17 protein-coding genes are annotated in these 19,237 nt (G+C 38.5%); 5 read left to right on the top strand and 12 right to left on the bottom strand.

Annotated features, from left to right (window positions below):
* Window positions 1–20 precede the first annotated feature (20 nt).
* The 10 genes from LV704_RS00185 to istA form a co-directional block, all read right to left on the bottom strand.
* Entirely contained in the window at window positions 21–740 is a 720-nt protein-coding gene (locus LV704_RS00185) for a M15 family metallopeptidase (RefSeq protein WP_163421896.1), read from the bottom strand.
* Complete coding sequence (locus tag LV704_RS00190; protein ID WP_163421895.1) at window positions 740–1,459, bottom strand: prolyl oligopeptidase family serine peptidase; 720 nt, start codon at window positions 1,457–1,459, stop codon at window positions 740–742. Before LV704_RS00190 ends, LV704_RS00185 begins: the two co-directional genes overlap by 1 nt.
* A gap of 14 nt (window positions 1,460–1,473) precedes the next feature.
* Window positions 1,474–1,995 carry a 5'(3')-deoxyribonucleotidase gene (locus LV704_RS00195; protein ID WP_163421894.1) on the bottom strand — a complete coding sequence of 174 codons (522 nt, stop codon included), beginning with the start codon at window positions 1,993–1,995 and terminating at the stop codon, window positions 1,474–1,476.
* A gap of 110 nt (window positions 1,996–2,105) precedes the next feature.
* Window positions 2,106–3,143: a LacI family DNA-binding transcriptional regulator gene (locus tag LV704_RS00200; RefSeq protein ID WP_317164635.1), complete on the bottom strand. Its 1,038-nt coding sequence runs from the start codon at window positions 3,141–3,143 to the stop codon at window positions 2,106–2,108.
* A gap of 2 nt (window positions 3,144–3,145) precedes the next feature.
* Window positions 3,146–4,276, bottom strand: coding sequence for a glycoside hydrolase family 26 protein (locus LV704_RS00205; protein ID WP_163421893.1), 1,131 nt, complete (start codon window positions 4,274–4,276; stop codon window positions 3,146–3,148).
* Window positions 4,277–4,283: 7 nt separating this feature from the next.
* A complete protein-coding gene (locus LV704_RS00210; RefSeq protein WP_163421892.1) occupies window positions 4,284–5,900 on the bottom strand; it encodes a sodium:solute symporter in 1,617 nt (538 codons plus the stop codon).
* 9 nt (window positions 5,901–5,909) lie between these two features.
* Entirely contained in the window at window positions 5,910–7,235 is a 1,326-nt protein-coding gene (gene xylA / locus LV704_RS00215) for a xylose isomerase (protein ID WP_163421891.1), read from the bottom strand.
* A 9-nt stretch (window positions 7,236–7,244) separates the two neighbouring features.
* A complete protein-coding gene (locus LV704_RS00220) occupies window positions 7,245–8,726 on the bottom strand; it encodes a xylulokinase (protein WP_163421890.1) in 1,482 nt (493 codons plus the stop codon).
* 317 nt (window positions 8,727–9,043) lie between these two features.
* Window positions 9,044–9,775, bottom strand: coding sequence for an IS21-like element helper ATPase IstB (istB, locus tag LV704_RS00225; protein ID WP_163424036.1), 732 nt, complete (start codon window positions 9,773–9,775; stop codon window positions 9,044–9,046).
* A gap of 32 nt (window positions 9,776–9,807) precedes the next feature.
* Window positions 9,808–11,352 carry an IS21 family transposase gene (gene istA / locus LV704_RS00230; RefSeq protein ID WP_163424037.1) on the bottom strand — a complete coding sequence of 515 codons (1,545 nt, stop codon included), beginning with the start codon at window positions 11,350–11,352 and terminating at the stop codon, window positions 9,808–9,810.
* A gap of 101 nt (window positions 11,353–11,453) precedes the next feature.
* Between istA and LV704_RS00235 the strand changes: the two genes are divergently transcribed.
* The 5 genes from LV704_RS00235 (at window position 11,454) to LV704_RS00255 (ending at window position 15,443) form a co-directional block, all read left to right on the top strand.
* The gene (locus tag LV704_RS00235) at window positions 11,454–11,906 is read left to right on the top strand and encodes a DNA-binding protein (protein ID WP_163423773.1); all 453 of its coding nucleotides are present in this window, start codon (window positions 11,454–11,456) and stop codon (window positions 11,904–11,906) included.
* 17 nt (window positions 11,907–11,923) lie between these two features.
* Window positions 11,924–13,009, top strand: coding sequence for an efflux RND transporter periplasmic adaptor subunit (locus LV704_RS00240; RefSeq protein WP_163423774.1), 1,086 nt, complete (start codon window positions 11,924–11,926; stop codon window positions 13,007–13,009).
* Window positions 13,006–14,268, top strand: a complete 1,263-nt coding sequence (locus LV704_RS00245) for an FtsX-like permease family protein (RefSeq protein ID WP_163423775.1) — start codon at window positions 13,006–13,008, stop codon at window positions 14,266–14,268. Before LV704_RS00240 ends, LV704_RS00245 begins: the two co-directional genes overlap by 4 nt.
* Window positions 14,269–14,277: 9 nt before the next feature.
* The gene (locus LV704_RS00250) at window positions 14,278–14,955 is read left to right on the top strand and encodes an ABC transporter ATP-binding protein (RefSeq protein ID WP_163423776.1); all 678 of its coding nucleotides are present in this window, start codon (window positions 14,278–14,280) and stop codon (window positions 14,953–14,955) included.
* 230 nt (window positions 14,956–15,185) lie between these two features.
* Window positions 15,186–15,443, top strand: coding sequence for a hypothetical protein (locus tag LV704_RS00255; RefSeq protein WP_163423777.1), 258 nt, complete (start codon window positions 15,186–15,188; stop codon window positions 15,441–15,443).
* A gap of 17 nt (window positions 15,444–15,460) precedes the next feature.
* Here the strand turns inward: LV704_RS00255 and LV704_RS00260 are convergent, their stop codons facing one another.
* Both LV704_RS00260 and LV704_RS00265 read right to left on the bottom strand, forming a co-directional pair.
* Entirely contained in the window at window positions 15,461–16,255 is a 795-nt protein-coding gene (locus LV704_RS00260) for a DUF6544 family protein (protein WP_163423778.1), read from the bottom strand.
* Window positions 16,256–16,556: 301 nt separating this feature from the next.
* The gene (locus LV704_RS00265; RefSeq protein ID WP_163423779.1) at window positions 16,557–19,214 is read right to left on the bottom strand and encodes a hypothetical protein; all 2,658 of its coding nucleotides are present in this window, start codon (window positions 19,212–19,214) and stop codon (window positions 16,557–16,559) included.
* Between the last annotated feature and the right edge of the window lie 23 nt (window positions 19,215–19,237).

Raw genomic sequence — 19,237 nt, forward strand, 5'->3', positions numbered from 1 at the left:
GTTCAATAAATAAATAAAAATCAATTACAGTCCCACTTAAAATTTGCCACTTTATCATTGGAGCCAGCTGAAAGATTGTAGTGCCACCATTCTGTTCTTATAGACCAAAATCCATGTTTTTCCATAGTCTCTTTTAAGAGTCTTCTGTTTCCAAGTATTTCTTCTGGCAAATCTGTGTTGTCATGGTATGCTCTTTTTCCAAAAAAATCAAAATCCGTTCCCATATCCAATTCATTACCTTCTAAATCAACCAGAGTAATATCCACGGCTCCTCCTTTATTGTGAATGGAACCTTTTACTGGATTTGCCACATATTGTGGATTAGGAACAATCTCCCACATTTTATACTGTACTGAATTTGGTCTGTAGCAATCAAAGAACTTTATTTTTGTACCAGACTTAAGAAAATCTTTATTCGCTTTGATCAATGCTTTAGCTGTCTTAACTCTAGTATAGCACTCTGCACAATCGTATACTTTTGCTTTTAAAAAGTTATTTTCAGTTGCATAGCGCATATCATATGCAAAATCTTCGCTAAAATCCGCCAATCTTACAAAAGTGGTATCCGCTAAACCTTCAAAAGATTTTAATACCTTTTCTTGAATTTGATTTGCTAGTGAATCTACTACGTTTACGGTGTCACGCTCTGAGCTTGGTAAAACAACACTACCTGAGATATTACCACTTCGTTTGCAACCAAGAATACCAACAATTAAAAAACATAAAAACAGCTTTCTCATTAATCTCTTTTTTGTTCAGCTAGCCATTCATACAACTCCTCCGTAGTGTAGGCCTTACTCCATGAATTATGTCCTACATCTTTATACCTCGTGTACCTTACGTTATAATTCATTTCTTTTAGTTTGGCCACCATTTTATCCGATTCCTCTACAGAAATTATCTCATCTTTGTCTCCATGGAATACCCAAATGGGCATTTTCTTATTTATCCAATGTGCATATGGCAAAGGCGCCATTCCACATACAACCGCCATAGCTGCAAATTTTTTAGGGTACTGCGTTGCCAATTCCCAAGACGCACTTCCTCCCCTACTTAAACCAGTTAAATAGATCCGTTTTTTGTCCACGTTATTCGTTTCAACTACAGAGTCCAAAAGTTTTACAATTGCTTCAGTGTTCCACCATTTTCTTCTGTATGGGTTTTGAGGAGCTAATACTAAAAATGGAAATTGTTTTCCTTCAACCAAAAGTTTTGGGGGGCCATTTTTTTTAATTTCTTCCAGTTCTGCTCCGGACTCTCCACCTCCATGTAAAAAAAGTAATAGTCCAAAACCTTCTTCCTCTTCAGATTCGTAACCTTCAGGGTAATACAAATAATACTTTAAACTTTCCGTTGTTACAGTTTGCAACTCATCCTCAATAAGTTGGGATTGTGCAGAACAGCTCTCTAACAGAAATAGGGCACTTAAAAAAAGTGTTTTTATTAAAAATTGGGGCATTTTCATGTCCTAAGTTACAAAAGTTTATTTGCGATTTCTTTCCAAGAATGCGCACGATCAAAACCAACAGTATTAACGTTATGCGGAGAAGTGAAAATAATGGTATCTCCATTAAAACTCTTTAGGTTATAACTACGGTCATCTATAAGTACGTCGCCTTTTAAAATATGCTTATGGCCGCACAGTATTCGTTTTTGCCATGGAATAAAAGGAAAGAACTCGTCTAACCAATCAGACTTTTCAACAAGCGAATTGGGAAATTGCATAGCAGCAGAAGCAATATAAACTTCATGTTTTTTACTTAGTTCTGCCAATACTTCTTGACTACCCGGAATTACTTTGAGGTTTTTAAAAAATCCTGCTTGCCATGCATGGTCTTTTATACTTTGTTGATGCTCTTCCGGCACGCATTGCCATGCTTCTTTTCCAAGGCATTCTTCAATCTTAAGCTGTGCGTTGAACTCTTTGTTATAAAGTTCTATATGCGCACCATAAGTGTCCGCCACCACTTCATCCATGTCTACAAATACTGTCATTTGGAAAATTTTAAGTGCCGAAGGAATAAAAAACAAATGTATTTACAAACTCTAAGGGTAAAAGATAGTTACAAATTAATCTTAAGAAGATAGGAATTGTAATGACTCTTTTAGTAAGACAAAGGATTACCTTTAACTTTTTTGGTAGAATCCCTCTCTATTAAACTAGTCTTTACAAGCTTGGTCGTATAAGGCATTTCCCCGTCGAATTCTATTCGATCAATAAGGATATTTGCAGCTAATTCTCCTATATACTTTCCATGCTGACTTATCATGGTCAACGCTGGTGTGACATATTTTGAAAGTCTACCATTAGTAAATCCGACAATAGATATTTCCTTAGGGACATCAATACCTTTTGATTTTAGGATATTAAGTGTATCTACTGCGGTAATTTCATCCAAGGCTATAATTGCATCAATTTCTTTATTGTCCAAAAGCAAGGATATCAGCAACTGTAAATCATCATCTTTTCTTACTTCTACAATAAGTCTTTCATTAAATTCCGTTCCATTTTCATTAAGTGCTTTTCTGTAACCATCCACCCGTAATTTTCCAACGCTGGAATTGTAAATAGCTGAAATGATGGCAATTCTTTTACATCCCGTTTTCAATAAATGATTGGTTGTTTTGTAACCAGCCTCAAAGTCATCCACAACGACCTTATCACAGTCTACCTTTTCTGTAACCCTATCAAACATTACCATAGGGATTTGATTCTCAATCAAATTTTGAAGATGCTCAACATCTCCTTTGCCCTGTGTTTCTTCGGATAATGATAAAATAAGCCCATCTACTGTTCCTGAACTCAATAACTCCACTGTTTTAAGTTCCTTCAAGTAGGATTCATCAGAAATACAGCTTACAATACTATACCCTCTAGAATTTGCCGTTCTTTCAATTCCATAAAAAACTTGGGTGAAAAAGTAATTAAGGATGTTAGGCACAATGACGCCAATGGTCTTAGTGCTCTTTTTTAATAAACTAAGGGCGATATGGTTTGGCTTGTAATGATGTTCTTTAGCAAAATCTTGGATTTTCGTCTTTAAACCCTTGCTGATTTCATGACTATCATTAATGGCTTTTGAAACTGTAGATATGGATACCCCAAAATTAGCTGCTATGTCTTTTAAGGTTATCTTTTTCATAATTATTTATTACCGTACAACTTATCGTACAAATCTTTGGATGATAAAATGAAGGGGGCTTTTGAAGTTCTTTCTTTCCATTGTTTGCTAATAGTATCACTTAAATGCAAACGGGCATCAATCTTTTTAAAAGTTGGATTTTGTAACCACATTGGGTGCGAATCCCAATGACAATTGATATAATGTACAGCCTTTACCACATCTGGATTGGTATTGATGGTATTGAAAAAAGGTAAGAACCATTCCTCCCAAGCCATTTGGGCCTGTCTAGGGTTTGACAGTTTCATTTCCTTGGTGATGCCTTGATTTTCCTTTGGATCCCAAATTAAATCGGAAGAAGTAGGTGTAGCTTCTGCTATAAATACAGGCTTCCCTTTGGATCTTGCAAATTCAATCATTTTTTGTTTTTTCCACCCATTAAAAAAAGAGAAACCCAGCCAATCCACATAATCATCGCCAGGATACCATTTTTCCAAATGCTTCTGGTCTGGAGCCATAGTCCCAGTAGATTGCCAAACATATGCAGTGTTGTTAACCCCTCTTTCTCTTAATTTGTCCACAATATGTTTGTATGCTGTAATAGTAGATTTCCTATTATAATTGTTCCAAGGACCATCAAATTCATAAGCTATACGCAGGAAAACCGGTCTTCTTCCTAAAGAAATCAAAAAATCTCCAAGTTTGTCAATATACTTATCATGGGTGCCATCCGCTACCCTTTCCTCATGATTCACAAATTGTAACCCAATAGCTAAAGCCATATTGGAATAATCTGGGTCGTTGTGTTGTAGCATGGCGTTGGAGTCACTATCTCCCCAGTCATGGGTTTCCCAAAGTCCATCCAACCCTCTTTGTCTTCGGTAAAAAGAATATTCTCCCGGGTTTATATTTGTATAAGTGGTCCATCCTGCAGGTTTATCAAAATGATTTAAATATCCATCATTATAATGCTCCAATCCTCCAACCGCTTCCAGTTCTTGACCAACAAATAGTAAAACTCCTTCTTTTGGTTCAAATTTGGCCAATTCCCGATTGCTTTTTTCTACTGCAATTGTAGGTGATTTTTGCTGCTTAATGGGTTTGCAGGCGACCATCAGAACGAGAATTAAAATGGATAAAAGTGTGTTCTTCATATTTATGTTACCCGGTAAAGTACGATAAAACTGCGATGACCACTATAATCAGGAATACTGAAAGTATAATATCAATAGTAGATATGCTTTCTTTGTTCAGTTGTTTGTCTTCGTCACTTAACGTACCAAAAGAAAGCCCTTTGATCAAGGAATACTCTGGTGGATTTGTAGCAAGACTTGCGCTGATGCAGATTACAACAGAAAATATAAACATAAAGATAGCCATGTGTGCAAAGTTGATGGTTGCAAAAGATAATGCAGCGCCAGACAAATCAGTTCGATATACTTCGGCTACTATTCGAAGTGCTGCAATTACCAAACCTGAAAACAAGGTTACAATTGCTGCTTTGGAGTTTACCCTTTTCCATAATACTCCTAGCAAGAAAACAGCGGTTATGGGAGGTGCAATATAAGATTGAACACTTTGTAAATATTGATATAAAACCCCACCACCTATCTTTTCCATGATTGGAATCCAAATAATTCCGAGAACTACCACAATGGAAGTCGCAATTTTACCAACATTCAAAAGCTCTTTTTCCTCGGTCAAAGGTTTCAGTTTTTTATAGATATCTATAGTAAAAATTGTGGAACAAGAGTTGAAAACAGACGCTAATGAACTCATTAAAGCAGCCATTAGTCCACCCGCAACCAATCCTTTTAAACCAACGGGCAATAATGTTTTTACCAATACTGGAAATACCTCATCACTTTTTTCATAGGTTAATACTCCTTGCTGGGCAAGAGCAAAAGCAATGATTCCTGGAATTAAGAAAATAAAAATGGGCAGTAATTTTAAATAAGCTCCAAATATGGCACCACGTCTGCCTATTTTAATATTGTTGGCCGCTAAGGTTCTTTGAACTATATATTGATCAGTACACCAATACCAAACTCCTACAATTGTTCCTCCTATGAGCATTCCTGTCCATGGAAAATCTGGGTCGGATATCGGTCGCCACATATTAAAATGTTCACTTCCCGCAACAAGACGAAGTTCTTCCCAGCCGCCAACTTTTTCCAACCCTAGATAGGTTATAATCAAAGAACCGGCAATGAGAATTACAGTTTGTAGTGTCTCAGTATAAATAACCGCCTTCATCCCACCTATAACGGTATACGCACCAGTAAAAATCACAATACCAATGGCACCATACCAAAAAGGTATTCCTAGAAGTTCTGACACTACAATTCCTCCTGCATAAATGGTTACGGAAACCTTGGTGATGACATAACCCACCAATGAGAATACTGAAAGAAACCATCGTGATCGGCTGTCAAAACGTTTTTCTAAAAATTCAGGCATGGTAAAAGCCTTACTTCTAAAATAGAAAGGAAGGAACAGCCACCCCAAGAGCAACACAATCCAAGCATGCAACTCATAATGTGCCATTGGCATACCAGATTCTGCACCTGTACCTGCCAGCCCCACAACATGTTCAGAACCAATATTGGAAGCAAAAATAGAAGCACCAATCACAAACCAGCCAACATTTCTTCCAGCTAAAAAATAATCTTCCGTATTCTTATTCTTTTGAAGTACCACCCAAACCGCTACTCCAATAAGGGCTGCAAGATATGCTCCCAAGACCCACCAATCAGCTGTTTCTAATATTGATTCCATATGTCTGTTTTATGAATATTGATTCAATATATTTTCAAACATCTCCTGTTTTCCACTGATTTGTTCAGGTTCTCCATTTTTACCCGCATAATCATATAGATCCCTTAGAGTAAGTTTTCCTTCAGTAAATTCTAAACCTTTACCTCTTGTAAAAGAGGAGTATCTATTATCCAGTAAAGACTGATAAGGTGAATTTTGTATTACGGCATCCGCAATTAAAAGTGCTCTTGCAAATGTATCCGCACCTCCAATGTGCGCATGGAAAATATCTTCTAAATCTGTTGAATTTCGTCTTGTCTTAGCATCAAAATTTACTCCGCCTCCTTGCAGCCCCCCAGATTTCAGAAAAACGAGCATAGCTTCAGCAGTTTCCATCACATTATTGGGGAATTGATCGGTGTCCCAACCATTTTGATAATCACCTCTATTGGCATCAATACTTCCTAGCATGCCTGCGTTGGCTGCCACCTGAAGTTCATGTTGGAACGTGTGCTGTGCCAGGGTTGCGTGGTTTACTTCTATGTTTAGTTTGAAATCGTTCTCAAGTCCGTACTCCCTAAGCGAGTTAATTGATGTAGCCGCATCAAAGTCATATTGATGTTTTGTGGGTTCCATAGGTTTCGGTTCTACAAAAAAGACTCCTTTAAACCCTTGACTTCTTGCATAGTCTTTTGCCATGTTCAAGAAACGTCCAATATTATCTTGCTCCAGTTTCATATCGGTATTCAATAGGGACATGTAGCCTTCACGACCTCCCCAGAATACATAATTTTCCCCTCCTAGAGCAATGGTAGCGTCCAAAGCAATCTTAATCTGTGCTCCAGCTCTTGCCACTACATCAAAATTTGGGTTAGAAGCTGCACCGTTCATATATCTTGGATTAGAAAAACAATTTGCAGTTCCCCAAAGTAATTTAACTCCCGAAGCCTTTTGTTTTTGCTTTAAATATTCAACAGTTTTTTGGATCCTCTTTTCAGATTCAACGAGCGTAGCACCTTCATCTACAAGGTCATGATCATGAAAACAGTAATAATCAAAACCCATTTTTGTTATGAATTCAAAAGCAGCATCAGCTTTGTCCTCAGCAGCTTTTATTGGGTCAGAAGCTGTTGACCATGGAAAGTTTTTAGTGCCAGGGCCAAAAGGATCTCCTCCTGTGCCGCATAGTGTATGCCAGTATGCTACAGCAAATTTAAAATGCTCTCGCATAGTCTTACCTGCAACAACTTGTTCCGGATTGTAAAATTTAAATGCCATGGGGTTGTCTGAGTTCTTACCTTCATATTTTATTTCTCCAACCCCATTAAAAAATTCCTTATCTCCTATAAGTGCCATTTTAAAGTATTATTTGTTTGTTATTAGTTCCAGTTCTTTTTTCCAATCACTATATGCTTCCTGGTATTGTTCTTTGTTTTTAGAAGGCACAAAGGTCATTACGTGGTCGCTTTTCATGAAAGATGAAAAAGTATCATATCCATTTGATGCTATGGAACAGGCTCTAGCTGCACCTACCGCACCAGTAGTATTGTATATTTCAATTTCCTGTTGAATAAGGGTAGCAATGGTATTGGCAAATATTTCCGATCGGAAAAGATTATCATTTCCAGCCTTGATCACCTTGGTTTCAATGCTGTCAGATTTCATGATCTCCATTCCATAAACAAAAGAGAAGGCTATACCTTCTAATGCTGCCCTGCATATATTAGCTTTTGAGTGTCTGTTCAGGTTTAGATTTACGATTCTTGTTCCAATATCTTTGTTTAAAAGCATTCGTTCCGCGCCGTTTCCAAATGGAATAAGGCGTACACCATCAGAGCCAATTTCAATATCGGAAGCCAGCGTATTCATTTCTTCATAGGATGCTACCGCTAGATTGTTCAGCAACCATCGATACTGAATTCCCGCTCCATTGATACAAAGTAGTTTGCCAATATTCTTTGCGCCGTTTTTCTGATAGTTTACATGGGCAAAATTATTTACACGCGAGCTTTCTTTTACAGAAAGGTTATTGGTTATTGCATATACTACACCAGATGTGCCGCCTGTTGCAGCCACTTCACCAGGTTGAAACACGTTTAAGGAAAGTGCATTGTTAGGTTGGTCCCCTGCCCTATACAGAATAGGAGTTCCTTCCAACAGCCCGCTTTCTATGGCTCCCTTTGAAGAAACTTTTCCCTGATTGCCAAAAGTGTCCACAATTTCCGGAATTACTTCATGTGAAATATTGAAGTGATTTAATACATCCTCCGAAATAGCATCCCTTTTAAAATCCCAAAAAATACCTTCAGATAAACCAGATATGGTCGTGTTTATGGCATCAGAAAGGCGATAGGCAAGATAATCTCCAGGTAGCATAAACTTGTATACCTGTCTAAAAACCTCAGGTTCAAATTCTTTGACCCAACCTAGTTTTGAAGCGGTGAAATTAGATGGGGAGTTCAATAACTGCTCATCACATATCTGCTCCCCAATTTTATGATATGCTTCATTACCAATTTCAACTGCCCTACTATCGCACCATATTATTGATTTGCGCAACGGGTCTCCATTTTCATCAACAATGACCAAACCATGCATTTGATAAGCGATACCTATTCCATCAATGTCATTTTCTGAAATTCTGTACTTCTTTTTGATCTTTTTGATACCCTTACATGCAAAACTCCACCAGTCTTCAGGTTTTTGTTCAGCCCATCCTTTTTGAGGAGCATACATGGACATTTCTTCCTCGGGTTCTTGAACAACCCCAATGTTCTTTCCACTGCTGCGTTCTACCAAAGCTACTTTGATTGATGAGCTGCCTAAATCTATTCCTAAATAATACATGGATTATTAAATTGATGGACTTACTCAAATTTAAAGAATGCTTGTTCTAAAAAGAGCCTAGAGGTATTAATATTATAAAATGAGTATACAGCATGTTACACATCCGTTATACAGGAATCATGTTAAAATATTGATATTCAATAAGTTAATAATAATCTTGAGTTACGAAAATGTTTCGAAAAGGTTTTCGTGATTTTTCGTAAAAGAATGGAACCTGAAGTGTGGTTGGATAGGGCGGCCAAAGTATACCGCCCACAGCGGATGAAAGTGAGCAGTGTAAACGAAGTACTTAAAATCGATTCATTCGTGTGTTAAAATTAATGATTATTCCTTAGTTTTTTTCTCATTGATTCCCCTTTTATGCCTATCCTATGTGCGGTATGCACCAAGCGATCGAGGATTGCGTCCGCAATGGTCTTTTCCCCAATTATCTCATGCCATGCCTCTACGGGCAGTTGGGAAGCTATTATCGTCGATCGTTTTCCGTGCCTGTCCTCTATTATTTCCATAAAGGAGTGCCTGTTTATATTGTCCAAGGGTTTCAGGCCAAAGTCGTCCAGTATCAGCAGGTCCTGTTTTTCGAGCTTGCCTATCAGTTTTAGATATGAACCGTCGGCCTTTGATGTCTTTAGCGTGGTAAAGAGCTTTGCGGTATTGAAGTACATGACCTTGCTGCCCATCGAGCAGGCCTGATGGCCTATGGCGGAGGCCATATAGCTTTTGCCCACGCCCGTGCTCCCCGTAATGAGGATGTTCTCTTTTCTGCCGATGAACTCGCAGGACGCAAAACGTTGCACCTGGTTCTTGTCGATGTTCCTTTCGGGAGTGTAGTTGATCGCTTCCATTACGGCACTGTACCTGAACCTGGCCGCCTTGGTCAGGCGTTCTATCTTGCGGTTCTGCCTATCGTCCCATTCGGACTGCATAAGGTAGGCCAGTAGTTCATCGTTGGTGTAATCGATGCTCTGGGACGAGAGGCTGGTGTTGAAGGCCCTAATCATTCCGTGGAGCCTTAACTGTTTCATTTGTTCCAATGTCTGTTCGTTCATGATGCTTGTTTTTAATTATTGTTAAGCGATTATTATTTGTAATAGTTCCCTCCCCTGATGTTTTCATGGTCGGGCACCTCGGTGTTGTCCAGTGGGTCGTCTTCAAGGACGTCCCACCCCTTTTTCAGGATACGCTCTACCATTTTGTAATTGTATGCCCCATAGTCGGATGCGCGCCTGCAGGCATTGTCCAAGCGCCGGTTTCCTACTTTCTTGGCCAAGTGGAGTATGCCCAGACAGGACTTATAGGACTGTTCGGGATGTTGTTTCTTGTCGAGTATCCCGATGATGTATCCCTTGCAATGGTCGCCGATATGCCCTGCCCAAGCGATGAACTTCTCGCTGCTCCATTCGCTGACGAACCGATGGTGCGATGGCATATGCTCCGCCATGGTGGTATACCCGTACTTCTGCCTTTTCCTTGTATGGGCGGCAAGGCGTTCGTGCCTGTGGTATATCTCGACGAAGCTATGGGTGTAGACGATCTTGATCTGCTTGCCGATGTGCCGATAGGGTACGCTGTAATAATGCTTGTCCTTGCCAAGGTAGATGTGGCTGTTCTTGTGTACGGTGCCCTTTGCGTAGAATCTTATCTCGTACCGCTTCAATGGAAGGGGCTTGAGTTCTTGCCGTTCCACTTCCTTGAACAACGAGTACCGGGAGTACTCCCTTCCCCTGAACGACCTGTCATTGTGTGTTTTCAGTAGTTCCGATATGGCCTTGTTGATTTCGGTTACGGAATGGAAGGCCTGGTTGCGCAACGGCGCAAAGACCCTGGTGTAGATGATCCGGACGGCATTCTCTACGATGGCCTTGTCCCTTGGCCTGTAAGCCCTTGTGGGAAGTACGGCCGTTTCGTAGTGTTCGGCGAAATCGGCAAATGTCTCGTTGACCTTGGGCTCGTAACGACTGCTCTTGGTAACTGCCGATTTTAGGTTGTCCGTAACCATTGCTCGGGGAACCCCGCCGTAAAACCAAAGGGCGTTCTCGGTACAGCGCATGAAGTCTTCCAGTTTTTGGCTTGTACAGGCCTCGACATAGGTATATTGGCTACTTCCCAATACGCATACGTAGACTTCCAGTTCTTGTAGCTCCCCCGTATGTCTATCTACGATAACAAGCTTTTTCCCCGTAAAATCTATGAATAGCTTGTCGCCCGCTTTGTGGGTAAAGTGCATTACGGGGGAGACTTCCTTTGTCCATTCCCGATACCAGTACCTGAACTGTGAGAGCTTGAAGCCGTCCGGGTGCTTCTCGTAATATTCCTCCCATAACAATTGCTTGGTAACACCCGTCCTGCGTAATTCCCTGTCAAAATAGGGAAAGTACTTCTCGAGGGTCTTCAATTGTTCGCTCTTGGGCTTTTGGTCCGACCGGAAAAGCCTGTGGATCTCCTCCAGGGTCATTGCGGACACCTCATAGGAGGTCAGCTTGTACCGCTTGAAGAAGTCGATGTACTTGGTTACGGTATTGCGGGAGAGGCCCAGCTGCTTGCTGATGCCCCGTTTGCTCGCGCCCTCGCCGTACAATTTGAAAATCTGTTTTGCCTTGCGCATATCTATCTGTTTGTTTGCCATCGTCTTTTTTACAAAAGAACCGATGGTAACCCACAAATAGAATCGATTTTTTAGTGGTTCACTTTCGTCCGCCCGGTGTGGCTCACTTTAACCCGCCCGGGGTGGTATACTATGCCCGTTTTTTGCATCTAGGAACCATGACGCTTTATGCTCAGAAAGAGAATGGGAGTTCTGATAAAACTTCCAATTTTGGGAAAATGTTCAACCCAAAGACTATAGAAACTTTTGATGCATCCGTAGCATCAATACTGACAATCTACGAAGCGCAAAAATCAACCTATGGCATACATCTAGAGGTGAAAAGTGACAAGGGAGTCATCCCTGTACACCTTGGTCCGTCTTGGTATATAGATAATCAAAATGTTTTGTTTTCTATCGGAGACACTTTATCTATTACAGGCTCAAGAATTATTTATAAAGGAGCACCTGCCATTATAGCCATGGAGGTACAAAAAAAAGAAAATGTCCTGTTGCTTCGCGATAAAAATGGTTTTCCTCATTGGAGAGGGTGGCAAAAAAAGAACAAAAGAAACAAAAAGTCTAAATCACAATAAAAAATTCATAGAATACCATGCTGAAATATTTCCTTTTTTTCGCTCTTTTTTTTGGACTATTTGGGTGCAACAATAAAACGGATAAAACATATCCAGAAAAAACAACCGTGACAGAATCTGTATATGCATCCGCAACGGTGCAACCAGATAGCTCGTACCAGGCATATTCTTCGGTAGTGGGAATCTTAGATAGAAATCTGGTTGAGGAAGGTGATTTGGTGCGCAAGGGTGAGGGTATTGTACAGATCATCAATACCTCTCCAAAATTAGGTGTTGCAAATGCTAAACTATCCTTTGAATTGGCAAGGGAAAATTATAATGGAAATGCTGCTGTGCTAAAAGGTATTATGGATGAAATAGAGGCATCTGAACTACAATTGAAAAATGATTCTATTAATTACGTCCGCCAAAAAAATCTTTGGAAACAAAACATAGGTTCTAAGTTGGAATATGACAATGGAAAATTAGCTTACGAACTTTCACAAAACAAGGTAAGCCTCTTAAAAAGCAAATACGAGCGCACAAAGAAAGAATTGCAAACCCAAGTAAAACAAGCTGAAAACAATTATAAAACTTCGCAAACGCTTTCAGAAGATTTTACCATAGGCAGCAAAATTGATGGTAAGGTTTATGCACTCTACAAAAACCCTGGTGAAATTGTAAATACCTTGGAGCCTATTGCAGCGGTTGGTCTGAGCGATAAATTTATGGTTGAGCTATTAGTAGATGAAGTGGATATTGTAAAACTGAATTTGGGCCAAAGAATATTGGTAACCCTGGATGCTTACCATGCTGAAGTATTTGAAGCCAAACTACACAAAATATATCCCAGAAAAGATGAACGCTCACAAACTTTTAAGGTTGAAGCTGTTTTTGTTTCTCCTCCCGATAAATTGTACCCTGGCCTCTCTGGTGAAGGGAATATCATCATAGCAGAAAAAAACGATGCTCTCACATTACCTAAGGAGTATCTTATTGAAGGAACCAAAGTACTAACCAAAGATGGAGAAGTAGAGGTCATTATAGGAGTTCAGAGCATGGATAAAGTGGAAATTCTAAGTGGGATTGATGAAAGTATCGCCGTTTTAAAACCTAAACAATGATTAATTGGAAGGTCATATTGAATATTGCCAAAACACATTTGGTCACCAAATTAAAATCTACGGTTACTGCTTCTTTGGGTGTCACTTTTGGTATTGGCGCTTACATAACCTTGGTAAGTTTCATGACAGGTGTCAATACCATGTTAGATGATCTGGTACTCAATCAGACACCTCACATACATCTTTACAATGAGATTGAACCTTCTGAAAATCAACCCATAATACTTTATCCTGAATTTAAAGATGGTTTGAATCAAATACATTCCGTAAGACCTAAACTAAGCCAAAAGAAAATTCATAATGCTTTGCCCATATTAAACTACTTAAAAGAGGATGATAATGTAAGAGGCGCCACTCCTCAAGTTAAAGCTCAAATATTCTACCTCTCAGGATCAATTGATTTAGGGGGCAATCTTACAGGAATTGATGTTATGGAAGAGGTTAGGCTATCAAATTTTCACGATTACATAACGGAAGGTACACCTGAAGCTTTAAAAAATAACACTAATGGTATTTTGCTTGGGGCCGGTATAGCCAAAAAAATGTCACTTTCTATTGGTGACCGTGTTCAGATAAGTACGGTTAAAGGAACTCTTTTTCCATTGAAAATAGTGGTCATTTACCAAAGTGGAATTGCGGAAGTGGATAACATTCAAAGTTTTACCAATATAAACACAGTACAAAAGATTCTTGGCGAGGCGGAAAACTATATTACGGATGTCAATGTAAAACTTTATGATATTGTAGATGCCCCCAATATGGCCAATCGTTTAGGAAAACAGTTCAATGTTAAGGCAATGGATATCAAAGAAGCTAATGCCCAGTTTGAAACTGGAACCCAAATACGAAACTTGATAACATATTCGGTATCCGTGACCTTACTTATTGTTGCAGGCTTCGGAATTTATAATATTTTGAATATGCTCATTTATGAGAAAATGAAAGATATCGCCATTTTAAAGGCAACTGGATTTTCCGGCACCGATGTTCAACTCATTTTTATGAGTCAAGCCATAATAATAGGGACTATTGGGGGAGGTGCGGGCCTTCTTATCGGGTTTGGATTCTCTCAATTGATAGATAATCTACCGTGGGAAACCGAGGCGCTTCCAACAATAACCACTTATCCCATAAACCATGACCCAATGTTTTATGCCATTGGGATATCATTCGCTTTAATTTCCACCTTCATTGCCGGGTATTTGCCATCTAACAAAGCAAAAAAAGTAGATCCAGTAGAAATCATCAGAGGAACCTAAACCATGGCTATGCATAAAGTTTTAGAAGTAAAAAACGTAAACAAATACTTTAAAAAACCTGTCTTGTTCCATGTATTAAAAGATATAAGTTTTGATGTAAAAAGGGGAGAGTTTGCATCTATTATGGGTAAATCAGGTTCAGGAAAGTCTACATTGTTGTATATCCTTTCGACCATGGATACTGACTATGAAGGTGATTTATACGTCAATGAAGAATATGTTACAGGAAGATCAAGAAACGAACTTTCTCAACTTAGAAACAAACATATAGGTTTTGTATTCCAATTTCATTATTTGCTTTTAGAGTTCAGTGTTTTGGAAAATGTAATGCTTCCTGCTAAAAAATTGGCCCAATTAAGCCATGAGGAGATTGAGTATAATGCCATAGAAAAATTGAAAATGTTGCATATTGATCATCTAGCTAAAAAAAAAGCAAATAGAATTTCTGGTGGTGAAAAGCAACGCGTAGCAATTGCACGTGCGTTGATCAATAATCCCTCGATTTTAATGGGGGATGAGCCCACGGGAAATCTTGATAGCTACAATGCAAAGAATGTATTCGATATTTTTAAACAACTAAAGGAAGAAGCAGGTCTGTCCCTTTTGGTAGTTACACATGACAAGGATTTTGCTTCTAAAACAGACAGGATCATACAAATGGAGGATGGTTGTATCATTAACGGTTAGCTAAAATATTTTTATCAATATTTATGAGGTCAAGAAAAGGTCCAACAAAAAGTTTCTTATAATAACTTGAGTTCCAAATTCATCCTTTAAGCGTGAATCTAATCACCCAAAACTGGAGTTAAGATGACCTACGTCATTTAAGGTGTCCATTTACTGTGTTAATTTTAGCAATAGTGGCTCTTAAAAGGAAATTAACGAAGACCTCTTTTTTAATTATGTAATTATAAATCATGTTACAGACCTGTTTACTCATACAAAATCTCCAAGATGAAAAAACGGCAAATCTCTTAAAGCAGAAATTGGAGAAACTAGGATTTGTTGCGAATGTTAGCATCAACCTTGCTGAACGCACTATCAATTTTGAGTATGCAACATTTAGATATATGGATTCGGTGAGAAGGGAGTTGTGTAACATGGGCCACGCTCCGGCACTTCCAAAAAAAGCGCTGACAAGAAAGAGAAAACCAGTTCGTGCCCAAACCAGTTGAAACTATCTAACCTCCATTTATTCTATTCGATAATCCACAATATCGCAGTTGAAATATTCAAAATCTCCACTCTTTAAATTCCAAATAGCTTTTATCTTAGTGGGAATATAGAGCCCACATATTATTTGATAGTTTTCTACTTTGCCAGTGAAATTCTCCAAGGTTTCATCTTTGTATCTTTTTGATTCAAAACGGTCTATTAATCCATTCTCATCAAAATGAAAAAAACCCTCTGTTGTAGTATCTCCAACAATGATTGTAGCCTTTACTAGATTTTCATCTATGTCTTTCCAAACTATGGTATTATTCAAAAATCCCACTGGGTAAAAAGCAAGTTCTCCAAGACACCTTCCCAATGCACTTTCATCTGTCTCTGTAGATTGATTGACTGCTATCGATTTTAGTCCTAAGAAACTGATATTGACCTCCCCTACTCCTTCAATACTTTTATCTTTTACAAAGACGGGGAACGCTTTTGCAGCCCAAACAAATCCTACGGGTTTAGCGGTCATGAACTGTTTTGCGGTAAAATCCGTCCATTTTCCATTTTGCTTTTGTTTTATTTGGCCAGATTGTTTTATGATGGCGTGGCAATCTTTACATTTTCCGATCACACCTACCTTTATTAGATAGTTCTTCATGCTATTGGGCAGATGAGCCAAATCTTCTTTGGTCACCAATTTTTCGGAATTTCCAGTAAGATTAAAAAGCTGTTCTTTATCTTTTTCGACCAGTGTATTAAAACGATAATATCCATAGAAAATATACAACACCAACGTAAAGACGAATAAGACTATTATCAAAGCCATCATTTTCCTAATTAATTAAACGGCATGCCGAGAACTTTCATCAAACCATATGTTTGTTATTACATTACGATAACAACTTCCATATTGAGATAGTTAAGTTCTTACATTCAAATCTAGTTTGAAAAAAAAGGAACAGAAATGACTATAATCATTAATCAACCAGGATTTTATTCATGCCAAGACTTTTAAATCAAACTGAACTAATACGAATAAAAAAGTCCCATAGAAAAAGCGTTCTACGGGACTGGTTCAATTAAAATATATAGGGATTTGATTCTTAGAAAATCCTCAGTGCTCAGCTTTTTTATTTCGCCTTTTTTGTGCTTTCATTATCAAGCCAATAAATTAAGTATGGAATGTTATAAGCATGCGTCCAACCAAATACTCTTAGACCCTGGTTAATCTCCCAATTGGTAAAGCGACCGGCACTCCTTGGAAGATTAGACACCTTTAGCAATGCCTCGTTATATGAATCTACCGTATCATATTCATCACTGTTTTTGGGTAATCTTCCCACCTCAAGTAGTTCTGCACGAATCATTGCTTCTTCAAAAAACGCTTTGTGCCCACTAAATTCATAGCCTATCAACAAAGGGTAAATAGTAGCCAAGTAAGATTCCATTTCATGATTCAATGGAGGTACATCCCTTATCCAATAGGCATGGTTCAAAAGCGCTTTCTTTATCTCTTTTTTACCTGTAATTTGATAGTATTTGTACAAGCCTTGTGCAACATATGTTTGGCTATATCCAAATCTATCCAACAGTAAATTGCCTCCCTGTTCTTCTTGTAGCTGAAGCATTAACCCAACTCTTTCATCCAACTCTTTTTTGTATTTATCAAGTTTGGTAGCATCATATAATTCAACGAGATTTAATACAGATAGATATAATCTTCTACCTCTTAAATCATGCTCTCCCCATATTCGTTTTAAATACGTGTCGCCGGTCATTTTAGCAACTTCCAAAGCACGATGATCACCGCTGATATAATATGAAGCAATCCAGCCTTGAATCCAAACATGGGCACTAAGCAAGGCATACCAATGATCATTTGCATGTCTCCTACCAATACCCAAATAAGGTGTTGATTCTGGTTCATCTTTATAATCCCAAAAGTCTATAGCGTCATTTATCTGACCTAAATAGTTTCTTTTTTTGGGCCAATGTATATTATCCACATCCATGGTATGTCTACTCATGGCTTGTGCCATATGGAAGTATTTGGCATCGCCAGTTCTCATGAAATTGGTCCACAACATAAAATCAATGGTAGGCTCATTATTTGTCCATTGAAACCACTTATCATTATAGAAATATGTCTTTCCATCACCATAATCAAACATCCCATACCAAGGTTCATTGTCTTGGTTGAATGACCACCACTCATATTTGTACTGAAGAGCGTTTTCAAATTGAGGGTACTTATCTGAAAATGGTGCCATATTACCATAGACCTTGGAGTTTGAATACCATTCTGGAGCTGCGTGCGCTATTGGGCTATTGAGCACATAGTCCATTCTTTCATTTATGTCGTTCTCCGATTGATCATCATGAAAATAATAAAGGAATTCCGTTGTTTTGGTAATTCCTTGAGCAAAATTGTCTAACATTCCGCCGTCTAACTCTGTATTGTCACGAGCAAAGTCCATAGGTCCATTTTCCAAAGGCCAAATATTTCCCAAAAGCATTTTGGCACTCGGATCAACTTCAATTCCTTTAGGGTATTCCTTTAAAAAATTTTTGATTCCAATGCTAATTCCTTTTTTACCATCAGAAACATCTATCCAACCTTTTGCTCTCTGCGTTTGGTTTACAACTTGTTTGCCTTTTTTAACAACTGCTTTAAATATAGATTCATCATCAGCGAGCATGTTGTCGCTTTCTCCATTTTTAGATTTCCCCGTAAACAAACTTCTAAGGCTCTGCCCATTATTTCTTTCAGGACCTTTCTGCAAAAGACTTATTTTTTTATTCCCCTCAAAGTCAATTTTCTTAACTTCTTCTTCTAAGGATTTAGCATCCCAATTTCCTGTATAAAGCGGTAAGGAAACCTCCGCCTCATCGCCAAGATGGTATTTAAGTTGAAGTCCACAGGCTGCTATCTGGTCATTTGGTTCTGTCCATCCGGGGTCATTGGCAGTGTCTTCCGAAATTATTTTTTTGTTCTGGGTAGCAATGTTTGCATGTTCCCCTTCTTGTATTTTATGTTTGTCTGGAACTCCCGTGTAGGTCATTGTATGCAAAACCTTCACATAGGTCTTTCCTGCATAAGCGTGCAATCTTATGGTAAATGGCGATAAGTTATTATCTTCTCTACCATACATATAGGTTCCTTCTACACGAAAAATCATATGCATAGGGCCAGAGCCCTTTTCCCTAAAAACTTCGTTTATGATTGCTTTTGAAGCATCAATACCCGAATCATCTAAAATATCCAGAAAGGTTCCCCTTTTGTTTTCTGGAGCAGAAGCTATCAGCTCATTTTCTTCAAATTTTCCATTTTGATCATTATCAAGATAAACTTCATCCAAAAACCCATTTCCCAACTTATTTATGGAGAACGATAATGGTCCGGTATTTACTTTAATACCTCCTCTAGGTCTCATGTTATTGGTAGAAACAATCCTTTCTTTAGACCTCATCGGTTCAACACCTTCACCATATTCAAGGGTGTAATCAGAAGCTGCTTCGGAAAAGAAGAACACCCATATCCATTTGATGCTTTCATCCGCAGGTTCCCATGAAGTCACTTCTGTTGTTTGACATGCTATTTCTTTTCCTTTGGAGTTCAACAACCTAACATTATATACCGAGTATAGTTCTCCTTTTGGAAAGGGAATACCAAGGGTGATGGGGGCTCCTTCCACATTGTTTTCAACGGTAATATTGAGCTTTTTGGTTTCAATGGCAAAGGTTTTGAGTCCCATGCAAATCAATAATACCAATAATGTGTTCTTCATTTTAATTATTTTTTTATTTGGTA

Origin of the sequence: Flagellimonas sp. CMM7, assembly GCF_021390195.1 — a bacterium.
Lineage (GTDB): Bacteria > Bacteroidota > Bacteroidia > Flavobacteriales > Flavobacteriaceae > Flagellimonas.